Annotated in this window: 13 protein-coding genes and 6 pseudogenes; 13 read left to right on the top strand and 6 right to left on the bottom strand. The window is 57.8% G+C overall.

Annotated features, from left to right (window positions below; translation table 11 throughout):
* Positions 1-420 precede the first annotated feature (420 nt).
* Together cysD (KD146_RS07595) and cysN are read left to right on the top strand one after the other, a co-directional pair.
* Positions 421-1,329, top strand: coding sequence for a sulfate adenylyltransferase subunit CysD (gene cysD, locus KD146_RS07595; RefSeq protein WP_212658095.1), 909 nt, complete (start codon positions 421-423; stop codon positions 1,327-1,329).
* Positions 1,329-3,218: a sulfate adenylyltransferase subunit CysN gene (gene cysN, locus KD146_RS07590; RefSeq protein WP_212658094.1), complete on the top strand. Its 1,890-nt coding sequence runs from the start codon at positions 1,329-1,331 to the stop codon at positions 3,216-3,218. Before cysD (KD146_RS07595) ends, cysN begins: the two co-directional genes overlap by 1 nt.
* A gap of 254 nt (positions 3,219-3,472) precedes the next feature.
* Here cysN and KD146_RS07585 read toward each other — a convergent pair whose 3' ends face one another.
* Positions 3,473-4,885 (bottom strand): phosphohexomutase domain-containing protein, encoded by a 1,413-nt coding sequence (locus tag KD146_RS07585; protein ID WP_212658093.1) that lies wholly within the window; start codon positions 4,883-4,885, stop codon positions 3,473-3,475.
* A gap of 612 nt (positions 4,886-5,497) precedes the next feature.
* On the opposite strand from KD146_RS07585, the gene KD146_RS07580 reads away from it, so the two are divergent.
* The 6 genes and pseudogenes from KD146_RS07580 (at position 5,498) to KD146_RS07555 (ending at position 11,198) form a co-directional block, all read left to right on the top strand.
* Positions 5,498-6,718 (top strand): DUF4357 domain-containing protein, encoded by a 1,221-nt coding sequence (locus tag KD146_RS07580; protein WP_212658092.1) that lies wholly within the window; start codon positions 5,498-5,500, stop codon positions 6,716-6,718.
* 76 nt (positions 6,719-6,794) lie between these two features.
* Positions 6,795-8,699 carry an AAA family ATPase gene (locus tag KD146_RS07575; protein WP_212658091.1) on the top strand — a complete coding sequence of 635 codons (1,905 nt, stop codon included), beginning with the start codon at positions 6,795-6,797 and terminating at the stop codon, positions 8,697-8,699.
* Positions 8,696-8,950: a site-specific integrase gene (locus KD146_RS18550; RefSeq protein WP_212658090.1), complete on the top strand. Its 255-nt coding sequence runs from the start codon at positions 8,696-8,698 to the stop codon at positions 8,948-8,950. The genes KD146_RS07575 and KD146_RS18550 overlap by 4 nt, the downstream gene beginning before the upstream one ends.
* Positions 8,951-9,011: 61 nt before the next feature.
* Positions 9,012-9,575 carry a tyrosine-type recombinase/integrase gene (locus KD146_RS07565; protein ID WP_212659148.1) on the top strand — a complete coding sequence of 188 codons (564 nt, stop codon included), beginning with the start codon at positions 9,012-9,014 and terminating at the stop codon, positions 9,573-9,575.
* Entirely contained in the window at positions 9,566-10,090 is a 525-nt protein-coding gene (locus KD146_RS07560) for a hypothetical protein (protein ID WP_212658089.1), read from the top strand. The genes KD146_RS07565 and KD146_RS07560 overlap by 10 nt, the downstream gene beginning before the upstream one ends.
* Positions 10,091-10,179: 89 nt before the next feature.
* Positions 10,180-11,198, top strand: a pseudogene (locus KD146_RS07555) (IS110 family RNA-guided transposase).
* Between the two features lie 317 nt (positions 11,199-11,515).
* Here KD146_RS07555 and KD146_RS07550 read toward each other — a convergent pair.
* Positions 11,516-12,388: pseudogene (locus tag KD146_RS07550) on the bottom strand (IS3 family transposase); the annotation flags it as partial.
* Positions 12,389-12,673: 285 nt separating this feature from the next.
* On the opposite strand from KD146_RS07550, the gene KD146_RS07545 reads away from it, so the two are divergent.
* The 4 genes and pseudogenes from KD146_RS07545 to KD146_RS07530 form a co-directional block, all read left to right on the top strand.
* Entirely contained in the window at positions 12,674-13,630 is a 957-nt protein-coding gene (locus tag KD146_RS07545; protein ID WP_212658088.1) for an endonuclease/exonuclease/phosphatase family protein, read from the top strand.
* Positions 13,631-13,648: 18 nt separating this feature from the next.
* Positions 13,649-14,277, top strand: a pseudogene (gene cysD, locus KD146_RS07540) (sulfate adenylyltransferase subunit CysD); the annotation flags it as partial.
* Between the two features lie 11 nt (positions 14,278-14,288).
* Positions 14,289-15,232 (top strand): annotated as a pseudogene (locus KD146_RS07535) (sulfate adenylyltransferase subunit 1); the annotation flags it as partial.
* A gap of 63 nt (positions 15,233-15,295) precedes the next feature.
* Positions 15,296-15,553: pseudogene (locus KD146_RS07530) on the top strand (transposase); the annotation flags it as partial.
* Positions 15,554-15,794: 241 nt separating this feature from the next.
* Here KD146_RS07530 and KD146_RS07525 read toward each other — a convergent pair.
* A complete protein-coding gene (locus tag KD146_RS07525) occupies positions 15,795-16,844 on the bottom strand; it encodes an IS110 family RNA-guided transposase (protein WP_212658087.1) in 1,050 nt (349 codons plus the stop codon).
* Between the two features lie 63 nt (positions 16,845-16,907).
* Between KD146_RS07525 and KD146_RS07520 the strand changes: the two are divergent.
* Positions 16,908-17,837, top strand: a pseudogene (locus KD146_RS07520) (IS3 family transposase); the annotation flags it as partial.
* 50 nt (positions 17,838-17,887) lie between these two features.
* On the opposite strand, the gene KD146_RS07515 reads toward KD146_RS07520, so the two are convergent.
* The 3 genes from KD146_RS07515 to KD146_RS07505 form a co-directional block, all read right to left on the bottom strand.
* Positions 17,888-18,688 carry a glycosyltransferase gene (locus tag KD146_RS07515; RefSeq protein WP_212658086.1) on the bottom strand — a complete coding sequence of 267 codons (801 nt, stop codon included), beginning with the start codon at positions 18,686-18,688 and terminating at the stop codon, positions 17,888-17,890.
* 310 nt (positions 18,689-18,998) lie between these two features.
* Positions 18,999-19,862 (bottom strand): sulfotransferase family protein, encoded by an 864-nt coding sequence (locus KD146_RS07510; RefSeq protein WP_212658085.1) that lies wholly within the window; start codon positions 19,860-19,862, stop codon positions 18,999-19,001.
* On the bottom strand, positions 19,862-20,695 hold the full coding sequence (locus KD146_RS07505; RefSeq protein ID WP_212658084.1) for a glycosyltransferase: 834 nt from the start codon (positions 20,693-20,695) through the stop codon (positions 19,862-19,864). Before KD146_RS07505 ends, KD146_RS07510 begins: the two co-directional genes overlap by 1 nt.
* Positions 20,696-20,920 lie beyond the last annotated feature (225 nt).

The raw sequence follows: 20,920 nt of genomic DNA, 5'->3' as shown, positions 1-20,920 counted from the left end.
AACAATTAGATGCGACGTCAATTACCATTCAAAGTAATTTTATTGAAGTCGGGCGTGCCGAAAAACACAATACTGATTAATGCCCCAACGCGCTGTGAAACTGTCTTAATAGGCAGATTTGCATCTGGTGCATGGCTCGCCGATGAGAACGGAATTGAGCGGAGGCAGGCCAACCGAGGTTGAAGCTGGTTCCATAAACTTTTTTTCTCCTCAGCGGTGTTCGCACGCACTTTCCTGCGCATTTACGAAATGCGCGCAGTGTTCAATGGCGGGTAACGCAAGTCGTTGAGTTTATTGTGCCTTTCGGCCCAAAGCGGCGTCGCTTTCAGGCCATTTCGCCTTGATCGAAAAATCCATGCAGCCTACCAACTGGCCGTGTTCAGGCTACTCGTGGCGGCCTGTCGATTGGAGTTGATAGCGTTGCTAACTGGTGCACAAACCCATTTGCAGTCTCTCGAGGCTGAGAGCATTGAGATTTTGCGGGAGGTTGCCTCGAGTTTTGAGCGGCCGGTGATGATGTATTCGATCGGCAAGGATTCCAGCGTTTTGCTGCATCTGGCGCGCAAGGCGTTTTATCCCTCCAAGATCCCGTTTCCGCTGCTGCATGTGAACACGACCTGGAAGTTCGCCGAGATGATCGCGTTTCGCGATGCGATGGCGGACAAGCATGGCTTCGAGCTGATCAGCCATACCAATCCCGAGGGTCTGGCGGCCAATATCAATCCGTTCGAGCATGGCTCCTCGCGCTATACAGACATCATGAAGACCCAGGCGCTGCGTCAGGCGCTCAACGCCGGGCAGTATGATGCGGCGATTGGCGGGGCGCGGCGCGACGAGGAGAAGAGCCGGGCCAAGGAGCGCATCTTCTCGCACCGCAATGCCAGCCATGCCTGGGACCCCAAGAACCAGCGGCCCGAGCTGTGGCGGGTGTTCAACACGCGGCTGAACCCCGGCGAGAGCATGCGGGTGTTCCCGATCAGCAACTGGACCGAGCTGGACGTGTGGACCTACATCTATGCCGAGGGGATCGAACTGCCCTCGCTGTATTTTGCCAAGCCCCGCCCTGTGGTGGAGCGCTCGGGCACGCTGATCATGGTCGATGATGCGCGCATGCCGCTGGAGCCGGGCGAGACTGCGCGCATGGAAATGGTGCGGTTCCGCACGCTGGGCTGCTATCCGCTGACCGGGGCTATCCGCTCCGATGCGGCCGATCTGGCCTCGATCATCATGGAGATGCAGGCCAGCCGGACCTCGGAGCGCGAAGGGCGGCTGATCGACAGCGACAGCGTGGGTTCGATGGAAAAGAAGAAGCAGGAAGGGTATTTCTGATGGATATCTCAGTGACACCCGATACCGATATCGCCCTGTGGCTGCGCCAGCAGACCGACAAGTCGATGCTGCGCTTTCTGACCTGCGGCAGCGTTGACGATGGCAAGTCCACGCTGATCGGGCGGCTGCTCTATGACAGCCAGCTGATCCTGGATGACCAGTTGGCGAGCCTGAAAAAGGAAAGCCATAACCGCCATGTGGGCGATGAGGGGATCGACTTCTCGCTGCTGGTGGACGGGCTGACCGCCGAGCGCGAGCAGGGCATCACCATTGACGTGGCCTATCGGTTCTTTTCCACCGACAAGCGCAAGTTCATCGTCGCCGATACGCCGGGCCATGAGCAATATACCCGCAATATGGCGACCGGGGCGTCCAATGCCGATCTGGCGCTGGTGTTGATCGATGCGCGCAAGGGCGTGCTGACCCAGACCCGCCGACACAGCTTCATCCTGTCGCTGATCGGGGTCAAGCATGTGGTGCTGGTGGTCAACAAGATCGATCTGGTCGATTACGATCAGGGCGTGTTTGAGCGTATTGTTGCTGAATATCGCGCCTTTGCCGCGCCGCTGGGGTTCAAGACGCTGGAGGCCATTCCGGTCTCGGCGCTGCGCGGCGACAACATGCTGAGCCAAAGCCCGCGCACGCCCTGGTATGATGGCGCAGCGCTGGTGCCCTATCTTGAAGCCATTGATGTCAGCGAAGACCGCAGCGCCCAGCAGTTCCGCTTTCCGGTGCAATGGGTCAACCGGCCCAATCTGGATTTCCGCGGCTTTTCGGGAACGGTGGCGTCAGGCGCCATTGCCGTGGGCGATGAGGTGCTGATTGCCTCCTCGCGCAAACCGGCCGTGGTCAGTCGCATCGTTACCATGGATGGTGATCTGGACCATGCCCAGGCGGGGCAGGCGGTGACGCTGGTGCTTGATCGCGAGGTCGATATCTCGCGCGGCGATGTGCTGTCGCGTCCCGGCGAGACGCCGGAATATTCCAACCAGTTCCAGGCCCGCGTGGTGTGGATGGCCGAGGAATCGGCGTTTGTAGGGCGCTCCTATCTGCTCAAGGTGGGCGCGCAGATGGTGCCGGCCACCATTACCGATCTCAAATTCCGCACCAATGTGAACACGCTCGAGCAGACCGCAGCGACCAAGGTCGACCTCAATGAAGTGGCCACGCTGACCATTGCCACGGACAAGCCCATCGCCTTTGACAGCTATGCCAGCAATGGGTTGACCGGCGGGTTCATTCTGGTGGACCGGCTGACCAATGCGACGCTGGGGGCCGGGACCATCGATTTTGGTCTGCGCCGGGCGCAGAACCTGACCTATCAGTCGTTCGATGTGAACCGCGATGTGCGCGCTGCCATGAAGGGGCAGACCGCCCGCATCGTCTGGTTTACCGGACTGTCGGGCTCGGGCAAGTCCTCGATCGCCAATCTGCTGGAAAAGCGGCTGACCGCCGAAGGCCGCCACGCCTATATTCTGGATGGCGACAATGTGCGGCACGGGCTGAACCGGGATCTGGGCTTTACCGAAGCGGCGCGCGTGGAAAACATCCGCCGCGTGGCCGAAGTGGCCCGGCTGATGGCCGATGCCGGCCTGATCGTGCTGGTCTCGTTCATCTCGCCGTTCCGCAATGAACGGCGGCTGGCGCGCGAGATTGCCGGCGATATCGACTTTGTCGAGGTCTATGTCGACACGCCCATCGAGGTGTGCGAAGCGCGCGATCCCAAGGGCCTGTACAAGCGCGCCCGCGCCGGCGAAATCGCCAATTTCACCGGCATTGACAGCCCGTTCGAAGAACCCACCCAGCCCGAACTGATCCTGCACGGCGCCGAACACGAACCCACAATCCTAGCTGATCAGCTCCACGACTGGCTAAGCGGAAATGGATAGAATAACAGGGAAGGGAACGGCTGTTTGGAAAACCCTTCGGCTGGTCTTTGCTCATGATTTCATGTCTGAGGCAGCCTCTTACCGGGCAACGCGGGCGTTTGAGCCTGAGAAATGGCATCAAGGCTAAAAGCGAAGTAAGTGGTTTTCGCTTGTAGGCTGGCGGGAAATTCAGGCCTTAAAAAGCGTCATAGCGTGAACAGCACGAGAGGGGGTCGAAGAGCAGACGATCCATTAGCGATCAACATCTTCTCGATTTACTGCGCTATTCCTATTCTTGCTGCATCCAACCCCCACTGCAGGGCGCTATCAGCTTGGGCGGATGTGCAGGCCTCGACGTAGCATCGTAACTCTGGTGCGTTGCCCGAAGCGCGGTAGTGGACCATGGTGTCGTCTGAGAGGAAGAACTGAAGTCCATCGATCGCTTCCATCCGCACGATTGATCCACGCGCTGCAAAAAAAGCTGTTGCTGACTGTGGAACCATCAACTGCTCCAACAACGCGCTGCTCTTTTGGCTCGAGAAATTTTCCAATCGCCCACTCAGTGCGACGCGCAATGGCAATTGTTTGACCAAGTCTGAAATTGAGCATGATTGTTCTGCTGCCAAAGCAAAAACCCCAATCAATGGCAAGATGGCGTCACGCGTCATAAGGGCGGTCAGTTGGGTTTCGCCGTCAGTGGCGAGATCAGTTCCCAAAAGCGTCCCTCCATTGGCTTCGAAGCCAAAGACACGGCGTCCGCCGCTCGCCAACGCTTTCTCCATCCCTTCGATGACGAAGGGTGAACCTACTTTTGTACGGATCACAGTTGGGAACAGGGCACTCGCTTCGATGGCGGTGTTGGAGGTGACTGGCGTTACCACTGTGTCAGCTTTAAAGAACTGAGCCGCCAACAGTCCCAAAACATCGCCACGAACGAACTCCCCCTGATTGTCCATGAAGAGTGGTCGATCCGCGTCCCCGTCTGCAGATATAATCGCATCAAGGCGGTGTTGCTCGAGCCAACCTGTTAAGGGGGCAAATACCGCATCGGTAAATGCCTCAGTGTCAACGGCCACAAAGTCGTCGACGCGCCCGAGCCTAACGATCTCGGCTCCATAAGCCGCAAAGACTTTTGCTAAAGCTTCTCTTCCCGCGCTCGAGTGCTCGTAAACGCCAACTCGCCAGCCCTTCAACGCGTCAGCGCGCAACAATCCGTTGTATCTATTCAGATAGCGATCAAAAGCCGCAGCGGTATTATCCAGCGTGGATGCGGAAATGTCAGAAAATCGGAAGTCCCCTAATTGCCGTATAATACCGGTTTCGTCCTCCTTGCTGATCTCTCGGGCGGCACGGTAAAACTTCAGCCCGTTGCGATCAGCAGGAATATGACTGCCAGTAATCATGAGGCTTGGGGAGCCTGCCGCCATAGCATGTAAGGCAAGTGCGGGCGCTGGCAATACGCCACAATCAACAACTTCAATACCCAAGGCTGATGCGGCATTTGCGCAGTCTGCAAGTATGGTTGAACTGCTCGAACGCAGGTCTCGACCAAGATACAAAGTATCAGCAGCTTCGCCAATCTGGTCCAGATGGCGCAAGAACGCAGTCGTATAGCGTCGCGCCTCTGTTCCGATGAGGTCTGTAGCCAGGCCTCGCAATCCACTGGTGCCAAATTTGAGGCTGGTCATGTGTTCCACGGCCCATATTCATTGATGCACAGGTACTTACCAAAGAGCCCAAGATGCGCAAAGAGCGATATCCAGATGTAGACTTTGATTGCTCACACGCCAGGTAGAACCATCTGCGCGGTGCCAGTGGTTTCGATATTTGTCCTTATCAGACATTGGCCCGATTTTCGCTCACGACAAAACACGCCAGTTGCCGGGCAACCGGCGGTGTTGAGGCGCCGAATCGGTCAGTGCCAGTGGGTTATGTTTTTCAAGAGTTGCCGTCTTGACTGGGGGCAGCAGAGTGCCTCAAAGACTATTTGCGCTGGATCGCGCCCACATCGATTTTTGATGCTCGCTCAGCCGATTGAACGGCAAATCACGACAGGACTACTGCAAAAATGTCGACGCGCCAAGACTTTGCGACCTCGTTCATGCAGTGTTAACCATTCGTACATTTAGTTGCAGCGGCGCGCCAGCCGGATCTTGACGTTATCGGGCACCCCTCCCATCTTCAAACCCAGAGGCACCACAAGGTGCTTTTTTAACAGGTGGCGCTCGCCAGAGCGGCTACCGGTTTCCGCTGTAACGGAACCCGGCAGCCTGACCACCACAACCTGCTTAGAGGTTACAATGGCTGCGTCCATTCTTGACGCCTGCGCATGCGCAGGCAAGAACGTTTCTCCTGTCTTCAACACAATCGACCCCACGGGCCCCGGCATTGATGCCCCTGGCCTCGTCAAACACTGGGCTGTCACCTTTGACGTTCAGGTGCGTGTGCTTGGTCTTGTCCTCGAAACCGGCTCATCCACCATCGAAGAGTTGATCGCGGTATTGCCGGGCCATCCGGCGCCCGTCGAAGCCATCATGGCCATGGTCGAGGCGGGCTTTTTTGTCTGCGAAGCAGGCAAGGTCACACCCCACACTCGTATCAACCTGCCGTCACGCCTCCCGGGAAACGGGGCGGGGGGCGGCACCCCACCAGAATCTGGTGCTGGTGCACCCGGCGGGAATGACCGCAATGTCGTCTCGATTCGTTCTTCCGTCGTCTATGCGGGCGGCACCGGTTTTGTTCCCGAAATATTCATTGTCAATGTCGCCGACCGGCGCGATCTACCGCATGACATCAACGGGCCTGCCGTTTACTGTGCGTTGCGTGACACATGGGCCTATACCGGCAAAACCGGGGAGGGCCGCCAACGTCTTCAAGCGCCCCATCTCAAGGGTTATGAGCGGGTCGTCGTAATCCGTGATGCTGCGGGCCGTATGAGTGAGCGCCAAGCGGGTGTTGCCGAACGCATTTTGGGCCTCATCGTTGGCTCGCTCCCCGGCTATAAGCGCGCCCACCCGTTGCCCAATGGCGATCATGGCTCATTCCCCGAATATTGCCAGCTGCGTCTTTTCGTTGCTCAAGCGCTCTGTCTCGCCCGAGACTCAGGCTTTGGCTTTAAGGATGTACCGATCCTGCACATGGTCATGGGTGCCGAGGGTGATCCCAAGCGTGCCGCCTATGTGGACCCCAAGCAAATCGACGGCACGCGCTATCACCTCTTTGCAGTTGGCATCAACGCCCAGGCCACCGAGTTTGAGGGGGAATGGATTGTCCATGCCGGCTCCGAAGTCCGTTCTCGCGTCACCCCGTCCGCCGGTTCGGTTGTCAACACGCTGCGTCATGAATGGCGCTTTTCCGGCATTCTGGCTGAAGACAATGGGCGCTACCGTCTGACCGAACCGGTGTCCTTTGACTCGGGCAGCGGCGCCGCCAATTTCCTTGTCGGCTGCAAGGGTCCCAATCTTGCCGGTTGGACCCGCCACGCGCCAGACGAGCCCGACTGTCCCGCGCCCGCAGTTTAGCGGCGCCTCGGTCAGTCACCCTTTCATTTCTTTTACTTTGCAATGGGGCTCCCTCCGGAAGCCCCGCGGAGACCCCATGCGTAAACTCGCTCAAAAATTCGTCAACATGGACACGCCGCTACACGACGTGTCCGATATTTCAGCAATCCTGGCCAAGCTTGCGCTGGGCCAGTTGATAGGCAAAAAACTCGACAAGACGTTGCGTCAACAGGCTTGCACCGTCGTTTTGCTCGAGGTGCCAAGCGAAGTCTGGGCCACTTGCCTGCGTCGCCAGCTTAGCCTCGACTACGCCGATGTGGTCGCACAGGTTTATCGCGACGGTAAGCGCAGCATTCAAAGCAGCGAGGACGATACTCTTATTACGACGCAGCGTGGCGGCGGTGCGGTCATCGCTATCTCTACGGACGTTGAAAGTTTGGTGCCATTGTCGCTACGTTTGGCCGCCGACGTCACACTTAGTTTTGAGCGCCTGACGCTGCTCTCCCTGCGCAAAGCAATTGCCGAGATTACGGGCTGCAAAGTCCGCGGCGTGCGGGAAGAGGATACCGCGCTCGATTTGCCCGACTTATGCGCTGCCTTGCGCCCAAGGTCCAAGCCTGCCGATTGCCTGCGCCGCTTGCGCCGCGCCGCCTTGGGCCATCAGGCAGCCTTTGCCCAGGACGTGAACACGCCACCGGTAACGTCGCTTCCCCTGAATGCTGAGACGCGGGAATGGTCAAACGATATGCTGGTTCGTTTGCAGCAACTCAAGACCGGCGCGTTGACGAGCCGTGATGCCCCTTTCACGCTTCTTGCAGGACCTCCAGGGACCGGCAAGACGCTTATCGCCAAAGCGGTTGCCCGAAGCGCCGGGTGGCGCTTTGTCGGCACCAGCGTATCGGCCTGGTTTGAGAAGTCGGATGGCAATCTGGGTGGCGTCACACGGGCCGCGGCCGAATTCTTTCAGCAAGTGGCAATGCACCCTCATACCATCGGATTCATGGATGAGCTGGACGCCTTGCCTGATCGCAGCTCACTCGACCCTGAGCATCGGCAATGGTGGACCTCGCTCATCACCGGCGTGCTGCTCAAGATAGATGCGTTGCGGCGATGCTCAAATCCGGTGGTTTTGCTCGCGGCAAGTAATTACCCGCTGCGCATAGATGGTGCCATGCTCCGCCCCGGTCGCATCGGCGAAAAAGTCATGGTCTACCCGCCGCGCACCCGGCCAGAAATCGCTGCGCTCTTTCAGTACTACGCCGGCGAAAATCTCTCTACTTCTCAGCTTCAACGCGTGACAGATTTTGCATTTGCCCTGGGGTTGCCAACGCCCGCCAGCATTGAGGCATGGGTGGGTATTGCCAAAGCACGCGCCATGGCAGCGGATCGCGAAATCACAGGGGACGACGTCGAACGCGCCATTGTCGGTCAAGATGGTCGTCGCCCCGCCGATCTTTATCGGGTTGCGATCCATGAAGCCGGCCATGCCATCGTCGCGTACGTCCTGGGTATTCCGGTGAACGCAGTTTCCATCGTCATGCGTGGTGACTCGGGCGGCTCGATGGTGAGTGATCTTAGCGCATTTCATATGGACCGGACTAATGTCGAGGACCTTGTGACCACTGCTCTGGCTGGTCGCGCCGCCGATATCGAAGTGCGTGGAAATTGCGATGCTACGGCAAGCAATGACTTGGTGATGGCGACACAGCTGCTTTTTGACGCTCAGTTTCGTTTCGGCCTGTTCGATCAACTTCTCGCCTTTGGCGTGGATGCGTCGCGCCTTCATGAACTCGACCATGCCAGCCGCACGAGCCTTGAAAATCGTCTGCAGCAATTGATGCAGCGTTCCCGCGCCCTGGTTGCCGATAACCGGGCCGCAATTGAACGGTTGGCCCAGCGGCTTTTGGAAAACCGCGTCGTATCGGGTGAAGAGGTTCGCCAGATTGTGGGCGTCGCCAAGGATCATGATGCTGGCGCTCCAACGAAAAAGCGACTGCCATGAGCGAGTGGCATAAGGCGTTGGAGCGCCTCGAGGGGGCCTATAGCGACCATACTCTTCGGGGTTATGCGATGGATATGCAGCAGTTCCAAGCCTGGTGTATTGCCCATGATCATACACCGCTTCCTGCCAGTGCGGAAACACTGGTGGCGTATGTGAACGAGGAGAGACAGCGTCTGCTGCCCTCCACCCTGGGCCGGCGGCTTTGCCCGTATTCATCGCCTGTTGCGACATGCCGATCCCAGCAAGGATGAGTATGTGAGGTTTGCCGTTCGGCGTGCTCGGCGCAAGAAGCCATCACGTCCAAGTTAGGCGCTGGGTGTTACTGCCCAGCTGCGAGATCGACTGATTGATCGATGTTCCGACGATCTTATCGGGCTACGCGATGAAATCTTGGTGCGGGTCGGGTTCGACACGCTGTGCCGGCGCGCCGAATTGGTCGGGCTTCGTGTCGAGGATCTTATGGAGAACGAGCGGGGTAGTATATCGGTCCTGGTCCGTCGGGCGAAAAATGACCAAACGGGTGAGGGCAGGGTGGCGCCTTTATCCTCCAGGACAACAGAGCGCGTGCATCACTGGTTGAAGGTGAGCAGGATCGATGACGGGGCTTTGCTGCGGCCAATCTATCAAAACAATGTTCTTCGCCGATTCCTTGATCCGGTGGTGGTCTCTCGGGTGCTCAAGAAGCTGATGCGGCGCTGGGAACAGGACGCTGAATTGGCGAAAAGGGTTTCTGGCCATTCGCTGCGGGTGGGGGCAGCTCAGCAGCTGACCATGGATGGACATGGTGCTATTCAAGTCATGCGAGCAGGTGGCTGGCGCTCGATGAATGTGGTCGCCAGATACATCGAGAACGTCGACTTGGACCTTTGGGCATAGCGATCAATGGACTGCATGTGAGGCGTCCGCAAACACACCTCCATGCATTCGTCATTCCCTCGCTCTCTGCGCGCAATCGATTCGATCATCGTTTTCATGCAGCTACGTCGCTCGTGAGGCTGCGCTTCAAAACGGTGGTGACCGGACGCCCCGATGAACCCCATCCCGAGCGGTCCAATCGACTTCAACAGACTCGAAATCGAGAAGTCCGCCATGTGACGGGCCAAAGCCCTTCCACGATAGATTGGCCGGATCAGTGGACCGTCTTCGATCCCGGCGGCGGCGATCCAATCCATCAGGGCACTTGCGGTCGCTTCGGACAACGTGACCACGCGGCCATCACCGTTCTGGTCCGCCTTGCCCCGACGGATGAGGAGAGCCAGTTGACCGTGCCGGTTCTCGACCACATCCTCGGTTCTGAGGGCAGCAAGTTCGGACCGTCGGCAAAGCCCCTCAAAGCCCAGAGCGACCAGCGTCTTGTCGCGTTTGCCCGCAAGCGAGTCCGGGCAGGCTGACAGAGGTGATGTGGTGGACGGCCCCTACACCGAATTTTGTGGCAGGATGTGGCCGCTGTTTTGAATCGGTCACATGAGGAGAACCGTCCATGGAAGCGATTACGACGATCGGGCTGGATCTAGCGAAGAACGTGTTTCAGGTGCATTGCGTTGGCGTCACGGGGAACGTCATTGTTCGCCGACAGTTGCGTCGCAGCGAGGTTCTTCGGTTTTTTGGTAAAATCTCTCCCTGTTTAGTTGGAATCGAGGCCTGCAGTACGGCCCATCATTGGGGCAGAGAGCTCGTGAAGCTAGGCCACATCGTCAGGCTGATGCCACCGGCTTATGTGAAGCCCTACGTGAAGCGTGGCAAGACAGATGCCGCTGACGCCGAAGCGATCGCCGAAGCAGTGACCCGCCCGACGATGCGGTTTGTTGCCATCAAATCGGTTGATCAGCAGGGGGTCTTGATGCTGCACAAGGTTCGCGACCTTCTGGTTCGCCAGCAGACGATGCTCATCAATGCTTTGCGGGGCCATCTTGCCGAATTTGGCATTATCGCACCTCGAGGCCCCGGTGGGGTAAAGGTGGTCATCGCCGCTTGGCAAGCGATACAGGATAGCCTGCCACAAGCGGCCAAGAGAGCCTTGCAAGGCTTAACCGATGAGCTTGGCACCATCAAAACCGAGATCAAGAAGATCGAGGCGGAAATCATTGATTTTGGCATCACAGCAACGAGGCTAGCCAGCGTCTTGCGACCATCCCTGGTGTCGGGCCTATAACGGCCAGCGCTATTGCGGCAACGGTCCCCGACGCGACGCTGTTCAAATCATCGCGCCAGTTTGCAGCCTGGCTCGGTTTGACGCCAAAATCTCACAGCAGTGGCGGCAAGGAGCGACTAATCGGTATCAGCAAGCAGGCCGATAGCTATATTCGACGGCTTCTCGTGATTGGTGCGACCGCCGTCACCCGGTTTGTCCGACAGGGGCATGCCGTCAAGGTCTGGGCCAGCAAGCTGCTCGAACGCAAACCGACAAGTGTTGTAACCGTGGCGCTGGCCAACAAGATGGCGCGCATCGCCTGGGCATTGCTGACCCGAAAGCAATCTTACGTGGCGGCAGCCGCGTAGACGTCTATCCATTGCCAAGCATGTTTTGGTAGTGGTGTGCATGAGGACTGAGTAGTGATGACGAACCGGTCGAACCGGGGATTGGAAGAACCCTTCCGAGCCAAGCGCCTCGTGCGCGTAGAGGTGATTGGGATCCAATCTGCGGACTTCATCAAGGCCCGCGGCCATTTGTGTGCGCCGCATCTGGAGGCCGGACACATGGCTGCACCCGACCGCGCCCGAACCATACTTTTTCTCTTGCAAAACCGGGGCCGTCCACACATGGCTCGGTTTGTCTGAACAGTTATCTGGGCTTCGCAAAATGGATTTGGCCTTGGTTATGCCGCTGCCAGGATTGGCATCAGCGCATTGAAGTAGGCTTCGTCCGGGGTCATCCGGTCAAGGCTCGAGTGCGGTCGCCAGCCATTGTAGAAGGCCAGATGCTTGCCGATCGAGGTTCGCGCATCCGAGACGGTGTCATTGGCGCGCAGGTAAACCTCCTCGCACTTGATGGACCGCCAGAGCCGCTCGACAAAGACGTTGTCGCGCCGTGCCCCTCTGCCGTCCATGCTGATGGCGATGCCATTGTCGCGCAGCAGGCCGGTGAAGGCCATGCTGGTAAATTGGCTGCTGTGATCGCTGTTGAAGATTTCGGGGGCGCCGTATTTACCCAAGGCCTCCTCAACCTCGATGCAGAAGCTCACGTCCATGCTGATCGAGAGCCGCCAGGCCACTACTCGACGGCTAAACCAGTCCACGACGGCCGTCAGGTAGACGAAGCCGCGCGCCATCGGGATATAAGTGATGTCGATTTCCCAGACCTGATTGGGCCGCGTTACCGCCAGCCTGCGCAGCAGGTAGGGATAGACCTTGTGGCCTGGCGCAGGCTTGCTGGTATTGGGTCGGCGGCAAATCGCCTCAATGCCCATCCGCTTCATCAGCGTGCTCACATGCTGTCGACCAACAGCAAACCCTTCCCGACCCAGCAGATCGCGCAGCATGCGGGCGCCGGCGAACGGGTAATCCAGGTGCAGTTCATCGATCTGGCGCATCAGTGCCAGATCGCCGGGCGAGACCGGACGTGGCAGGTAATAGACGCTGCTTCGGCTGATATTGAGCACCCGCGCCTGCCGGATCACCGATAGTTCATGCTCGCGATCAATCATCAATTTGCGCTCAGCAGGCCGGCTTTGCTGAGCGCTCCTTCCAAAACGCCTTCAAGAATGCGCGTGGTCGCGCTAGGGCTGTGATCAGCCATAGTATACTCCTGTCCTATGCAGGGGTTGCTCTGGTCGGGCCGCTTCGGTGTTGGTAGCACCGGGGCGGCCGCTTCATTGCAGCATCTCGCCCAACCCGACACGAGGCCATGATTAGCCTCGATGGGTGTATACTGGTACAAACGGAGAACATGGCGATTTTTTGCTGTGCCAAGGTTAAAACTGGCATTTGAGTAAAATGCCGGGTTTGTTTGACCGGCAAGAAGGAAGGGGCCAGGGATGCTGCGCACCATCGCATTGGAAACACGAGGCGCCGTCTTTGCGCTGGGACTCCTCTTAACCTGCCTCATCGCGCTCGGGCATCTCGACTGGCAAGACCCGCTCATCATGATCCTGGGCAATATTCGGGTGCACATCACGGCACTTCTGGTGTTCATAGCCCTGGCCCTAATGGTCGCCGGCGCACGCATTCGGGGCGTCCTACTTCTGGGGGGCGCGGTCTTTGTTCTGGCCCTTGTCTATCGCGATCTTGCGCCATCTTCGCGATTGATGGCGACGGCCGAACCCGACCTCAAGATAATTGCCTTCAATATGCTGGGCTCCAACACCGAGAACGGTCCATCCATCGCCGACTATCTGTTGCAGTCGCATGCCGACCTGGTGCTACTCAACGAGTCCGGCCCGGTCGTGCCATTTCTCGAGGCTCTTGCAGCCCGCTACCCGTTTCAACTGGGTTGCGGTGGGGAGGGCGAGGGAAAATGCGGCGATGTGCTTATGCTCTCGCGCCTAGACCTAAAGGAGCCTAGGATCACAAGGTTGACGGGTGCCTCCGGGCATCAGACCGTGATCGCCCGTGTCGAAATCGACGGCGCGCCGCTCAATGTGATCGCCACTCAGTTGTTGCGTCCCTACTTTGGCGAGCAACAGATCGGCGAGTTCAATGCGCTGAGGCGCCTTCTGGATGGGCTCGAGGGAAAAACGCTTGTTGCTGGTGACTTCAACGCTGCGGCTTGGTTCGGCCCTTTCTCCGACCTGCTCGACGCGACCGGGATCAAGCGCGCCGCTTTCGAGCCGGGAACCTGGCCGGTGGAGCTGGGCGACCTCGGCGCATCTATCGATCATGTTCTGGTCTCGGGCAATGCCGCGTTCACCGCGATCTCGGCCATGCCCGACCACTTTGGATCCAACCATAGAGGACTGGTCGCAGAGATTGCGCTCACGCCAGAACGACAATAGTGCGGCTCAGGGCGTTTGGACGGCGTGCGCGACGGGATCAATCCGTTCGACCATGGCTCCTCGCGCTATACCGACATCATGAAGACCGCGGCGCTGCGTCAGGCGCTAAATACCGGCAAATATGACGCGGCGATCGGCGGGGCGCGGCGCGACGAGGAAAAGATCCAGGCCAAGGAGCGGGTCTTCTCGCACCGCAATGCCACCATGCCTGGGACCCCAAGAACCAGCGCCCTGAGCTATGGCGGACCTTCAATACGCGGCTCAATCCGGGCGAAAGCATACGGGTGTTCCCGATCTCGAACTGGACCGAACTGGATGTGTGGACCTATATCTATGACCAGGAGATCCCCATCGTACCGCTCTATTTTGCCAAGCGCCGGCCCGTGGTCGAGCGCTCGGGCCCGCTGGTGATGGTGGATGACGAGCGCATGCCGCTCAACCCTGGCGAAGTGCCGCGCGAGGAAATGGTGCGGTTCCGCACCCTTGGCTGTTACCCCCTGACCGGCGCGATCCGCTCGGACGCGGCCGATGTGCCCTCGATCATCATGGAAATGCAGGCCAGCCGCACCTCGGAACGCGAGGGCAGGCTGATCGACAGCGGTTCCGTCGGGTCGATGGAAAAGAAGAAGCAGGAAGGGTATTTCTGATGAGCGCCTTGATGCCCAGTCCCAATAATGATCTCGACCTCTGGCTGGCGCAGCAGGCGGACAAGTCGCTGCTGCGCTTCCTGACCTGCGGCAGCGTCGACGATGGCAAGTCCACCCTGATCGGCCGGCTGCTCTATGACAGCCAGCTGGTGCTGGACGATCAATTGCGAGCCTCAAGAAGGAGAGCCACAACCGCCATGTGGGCGACGAGGGTATCGACTTCTCGCTTCTCGTGGATGGTCTCACTGCCGAGCGGGAGCAGGGGATCACCATCGACGTCGCCTATCGGTTCTTTTCCACCGACAAGCGCAAGTTCATCGTCGCCGATACGCCGGGCCATGCGCAATATACCCGCAACATGGCCACCGGCGCCTCCAATGCCGAGCTTGCTTTGGTGCTGGTAGATGCCCGCAAGGGCGTCTTCACCCAGACCCTGCGCCACAGTTTTATCTTGTCCTTGGTGGGCGTGAAGCATGTGGTGCTGGCGATCAACAAGATCGACCTGGTCGACTATGACCAGGCAGTGTTCGACGGAATGGAGGCGGAATACCGCGCCTTTGCCGAACCGCTGGGCTTCAAGACGCTGGCCACCATTCCGGTCTCGGCGCTGCGTGGGGCCAATATCCTTGCCCCCAGCGCCAGGACGCCCTGGTTCAAGGGCAGTGCCCTGGCGCCCTATCTCGAGACCATCGCGGTGGAAGAAGACCGCACCACAAGCCCGTTCCGGTTCCCAGTGCAATGGGTCAACCGTCCCAATCTCGATTTCCGCGGGTTCTCGGGGACCCTCGCGTCCGGCGAGATCGCTGTCGGCGACGAGGTGCTGGTCGCGGCCTCTCGCGCGCCTGCCGCGATCAAGCGCATCGTCACCATGGATGGCGACCTCGACCGTGACGCGGCCGGACAGGCCGTGACGCTGGTCTTGGACCGGGAAGTCGATATCTCGCGCGGCGATGTTGACGTTGCCCCCTGGGCCTAATCCAGTTTGAAGTAGGCTCTGGCCCCATCCGAAGGACCAGAGATGAAACGAACCAGGTTTACCGAAGAGCAGATCATCGGGATATTGAAAGAGCAGGAGGCTGGCGTGCCAGTTGCCGACCTGTGCCGCAAGCACGGCGTCAGCAATGCCAGCGTCTACAAGTGGAAGGCCAAGTATGGCGGCATGGACGTCAGCGAGGCCCGACGACTGAAGGCTCTTGAGGACGAGAACGCCCGGCTCAAGAAGCTGCTGGCCGACAGCATGCTCGATAATGCCGCGCTGAAAGATCTTCTTGGAAAAATGTATGACCTGCCCCGCCCGGGCAAGGATCGATTTCGTTCTGACGACGGCAGTCCGCCTAAATGTATCCGGCCTCTCGCGAGTGGACCGCTGTTGCGGTCAGGCCATGATGAGATCCGCGCGCATGGTTCTCAGAAAATGGTTCGTGCAGGAGCACGCTTTTTTACACAGAGCTTACAATGCGCTGATCGACTGTTTCGTCATCACTCTCCCGAGCCTCGCTTTCTTCAGGCCGGCGCCCTTAGGCGACAGCCGGATCTCGTCTGTCGTATATGGCGCCGGGCCGCACGATGATGGCCCACGCCATCCTCGCCATCTTTGCCGCCAGGGCGACGGTGACCTTGTTGACGTGCATCCTGCTTTCCAGAGCATCAAGCCAGTCGCCGATCCGGTCCTTGGTTCGATTCATATGAGTGATGCAGGATCGCGCGCCATGGACCAGAAGCTTCCTCACGTATCGGTTTCCCCGCTTGCTGATGCCCAACAACGTCGTCTTGCCGCCCGTTGAATGCTCTCTGGGCGTCAGCCCGAGCCAGGCGGCGAGTTCTCGAGCTCGTCGGAACTGACGGCCGTCGCCAACAGCCGCCAGCAATGCTGTCGCTGCCATCGGGCCAATGCCAGGTATTGTCATAAGCCGCCTGGCGCGGTCCTCGCGATCGGCCAGCGCTTCAATCTGCCTGGTGACAGAAGAGATGCGGTGATCGACATGGCCGATGTCGTCCAGAACTTCAGCAAGCATCTGTCGCATCGCCTGGCTGAGATCATTGCTGTCATCGGCAAGGATTCGCGGAAGATCGACACGGAAAGTGCCGATGCCTTGTCGCATTGCGATCCCATATTCCAGGCAGAATGCCCTGGCTTGATTGACCAGGCGGGTACGGCTGGAGACCAGCTGATCTCGCATCCGATGCAGAGCCTGCACATCGATCTGCTCAACGGTCCGCACTTGTGTGAAGCGCATTGTTGGTCTGGTCACAGCCTCGGGAATGGCTTCAGCATCGATGGTGTCGTTCTTCTGGGACTTCACGAATGGCTTTACGAACTGCGCCGGCACGATCCGAACCTCGTGTCCGAACGCCTGCAACTTGCGCGCGAACCACTGCGATCCAGGGCAGGCCTCCATCCCCACCAGGGTTGGCGCGGCGCGTTGGAAAAAGGCCAGCACCGTGTCTCGCCGGAACTTGGCGCGCTGAATAACGCCGCCTCGCGCATCCAGGCCCACAACGTGGAAAAGGTTCTTCCCGAGATCAACACCGAACACGGCAGCTTCCTTAGGTGCATTCCTGATCATTTTGCTTCCTCCATTGATCAAACATCAACAATGTCTCGGAGGGTGGGGCAGGTCATCCCATTAATGGTAGCGCCCGCCGCCGAGCGGGATGCTGTCGCCCATCTCCAGACTGCCTATGGGATGAGCGAGCGGCGGGCGTGCCGGGTGTTGGGATGTTGCCGGATGACGATGCGCTACCAGACGCTTCGAACCGATGACATCGTGCTGCGCGAGCGGATGAAGGCCATTGCCCATGAGCGGCGACGGTTCGGCTATCGGCGCCTTCACGTCCTGCTGCGGCGGGAAGGGTATCAGGTCAATCACAAGCGGCTGTTCCGGATCTACCGCGAAGAGAAGCTGATGGTGCGCCGCCGTGGTTGCCGCAAGCGCGCCATGGGAACCAGGGCGCCGATGTTGATCCCCTTGGCGCCCAACGATCGCTGGTCCCTAGACTTCGTCTCCGACCAGATGACAGATGGTCGGCGCTTCCGGGTGCTCACGGTAGTCGATGATTGCACACGCGAATGCCTGACCCTGGTTGCCGACACTTCGCTGTCTGGTCTGCGCGTTGCCAGAGAGCTGGAGACTCTCATGGCCAGCCGAGGACGACCCAAGATGATCGTCAGCGACAACGGGACTGAGTTCACGTCCAATGCCATCTTGGGCTTCGCTGACCGCATGAAGATCGACTGGCACTACATTGCCCGGGGCAAGCCGATCCAGAATGCCTTCATCGAGAGCTTCAACGGTCGGCTGCGGGACGTGCTGCTCAACGAGACCCTGTTCCCATCGCTCACCAACGTGCGGGCAACCGTGGCGTCATGGCGCGCCGACTACAATCTGCACCGGCCTCACTCGCGGCTGGGTTGGATGACGCCTGCCGAATATGCCGACACCTTCAACCCGCGACGGGACCTGCCGCTCCGCTCAATGACCAGCTCCGCGGCAGCTCCCGTCGCTCAACCCCGCCAGATCGGCCAAAACAACCGACAGAGTCTCCATCACGCTGGATAGAAGTTGGGGGCAACGTCACACCACCAGTGCGTCATCAGAAAAGAGGCCGGTCAGACAGTAAGAATTCGTAATAGGTTCGAGAACTGAACATCGTATTCGTGCTTCAGCGTGATATACCTATTACGCGCTGCTGAGGACGCAGTTTCTAGGTTGCGGGTAGTGAGATAGTTGATAGCGCAAGACGTAAACTTAAGAGCATCTTCAACTACAACACCGCCCTCCTTCCCCAAATCGTTTGAGATACAACCGCGCATATTTGAAATGCACGGGACTGCAGCAGCCATTGCCTCAAGCAACACAATTGGAGAAGCTTCATTTTTGTAACGCGTTGGGAAGATAAGATGCGTAATTTCTGAGAAGAATCGGATCTTGTCATTTCCATGAACTGGACCTTTGTAGTTGAAATCTTCACCAAGAATCCTCCGGGCTAAAGAAATCGCGTCTCGTGCCGCGTGGTCACCAGCTGGACCCGCAATCACTAGCCGAACCGGTAAACTCATTTCCCTTAGCCTGATTGCGAGCTCCACCACTTCCGAAATCCCCTTTTCGGCAGTCAGATTGCTCAAGTGCCCAAGCACAATCTTTGACCCACTATTCTCTGGGAGGGATAGGAGCTTCTTCTCCACTAGACCGGCATTGTTGAGGACGATTATCTTACCTACCTCTGGAGTGCTTAGGCGCATGTCAGCCGCCATTTTCTGTCCGAGAACAACGTGGACAGCATTCGGGCCGGCTATCCGCGCCAACAACACCATGCTCGACCTGCGGCGGAGAACATGGTCATATGAATGATGATGGATCACCAGCTTGCAGCCTAGGAAACGGGCCCTCGCCACAACAAACGAGGTCAACCACATTCCCGTATTGGAGTTAGCGGAAATGTAAATCACCCTATGCGATCTACGGCAGAAAACAGCTGCTCCGAAATGTACTCTCAGCTTGTTAATCACACCTATCCAACCAACACTTCTCGAAGTTGATAGGTTGTAACGTTCAAGTGTCACACCCGCATTTTCTAGTTCGTTGGCCAGACTCTCGGTGGCCCAAGACTGGCCGTGCACAGGCGGTGGAAATGGCCCGATGAACCCTATAGTGCTGATCAACAGGTAACCTCACATTCATACGGCAGGTCGAGAAAGCAGCGCAACAAAAACACTGTCATCAAAATCTGTAATTCAGCTTCTCGGCGAGCTCTCCGAGAACTACGCGCGCTCTAGCACACTTGGTACTATCCCAAGCCTTCCAATTCTCATGACTTGGGTTGACCGCCTTCGTGCCTCGGACTACTGGGTCCTCCACGCCGTAGTTGTGTGACTTCTCGTGAAAGCGTAACATCTCATCAGAATACTGCTCTCCGATTGCATGTAACGCTGCCGTGAGCGCCTTCTGCGGGTCCGCCGTTAGCTCCTCATACACCAGGCGTGTCCCGCGCTCACCTACCTCCAGCTCAAATCTAAGTAGCTTCTCTAACTTCTCCGCCACGTAGGCTAAGGCACCTTCGAAAATACTCTCATGCTCAACTAGCCTCCACCCTCTACTCTCAATCGAAAAGGCGATGTCATATGGATGTCTAATAATGAAAACGTAGTTCGCACGGGCACCAAACATTTTGTCGATGGACTCCAATCGATCAACATACTGAGGTGTCTTGTCGGCCCAACGCTCCTTACCATTCATTAGGCGGTAGGCCTCGTGGAGCTGGCTTGCACACCTGCCCAAGTAGTTCCAGATCTCTTCGCTGTTCAGGCCGAAGCCCTCAAATCCTTTCCTTGCCAGTTCATCCTCCCCTATCAAAGAAAAATTGGAGAAAAAATAACTTTCGGGGGGACAAGCGATGTTTGGGTGAGAGTTGAACATCCTCCTAACTAAAGTAGTTCCTGACCGGTGGAGCCCTGCCAAGAATATAGGGCTTTCACATCTCTTCGAACTATCCATCAACACCGGCTTCTCTTGAATGATCAAACGAGGCCGCCCCACATACGAAATCAGGCGGCGTGCATACCACTTTGCCTTGACCAATTTCATCATTTCTCTCCATCCAAGGACAGGTGATGTTGCACACCCTCAACAAATTTAACGACGTCACCGCGCATGGCGAAAGCAGCCGAGGAGCGCACCATTTCACTCCAAAGTTCTTCGTCGTTCGACAACATGCCCATGAAAAACGCCAGTCCCTTCGGGTTTTGGGCCTCCACGACGAAGCCGTTGACACCTGAACGCACCAACTCATCCCGAGCCCCGCAGTTGTCGGAGACCACCACTGGCACACCCAAAGCTTGAGCCTCGATCACGACAAGACCAAACTGCTCCTCAATACTTGGCAGAAGGAGCGCTAGAGATCTATTGAGCTGCTTGCAAACTTCAGCAGCTTGCACGAATCCGTGGAACACTACATCCTGACCTATCCCCAGACTGTTTGCATGCTCACGGAGCTCTCGCTCGAGTGGCCCATCACCGAAAATGTGCAGTTTTCTCGGGTCTACGTTCGCATTTCGGTACAGAACGTAAGCGTCCAAGAGCGTGTTCAGATTTTTTTTTGGTACAAGCCGGGCCACAACAATGAAGGACCGATGTTCGAAGGGAACCTCTTCCTCAACAGGGAGTTCCTTCGCTGCTGCTTTTATTCTTTGAATGGATAACGAGTCATATCCCGCTGATACCCTAGCTGCACGGAAGCCAAGAAACTGATAATACTCTTTGGACCGTCTCGCTGCAGCAAAAGCCCCTGTATAGGGTAAGTACATAAAAGTTTTCAGCACCTCCCGCCATAAGACCCTCTTGTAGTCATCAAACTTCGAATCGCCCATCGTTATGACATCGCAACGCGACAATCTTAGAATCCAAGCAAAGATAAACACGACCGGATTCTCGTAGTGGCAAAGAAAATAAGAACCGCGCCCTAGTCTCAGGCGTAATCTAAATAGCGCGAATACTGTCCCGATTATTCCTTGCTTCTTGTCGCAAGCTGTGAAAATACACAACGGCTCATCTGGATTTCTCCTTTCCCAAGAATATACGTCGCTACTGGCGTTCAACTCCAAACCCACTACACGCGACATCGGCGAGCTCTGTTGAACTGCAGC

It is taken from the genome of Devosia litorisediminis (assembly GCF_018334155.1).
GTDB lineage: Bacteria > Pseudomonadota > Alphaproteobacteria > Rhizobiales > Devosiaceae > Devosia > Devosia litorisediminis.
The sequence above is the reverse complement of the archived record's forward strand: the minus strand, read 5'-3'. Positions and strand labels throughout refer to the sequence as shown.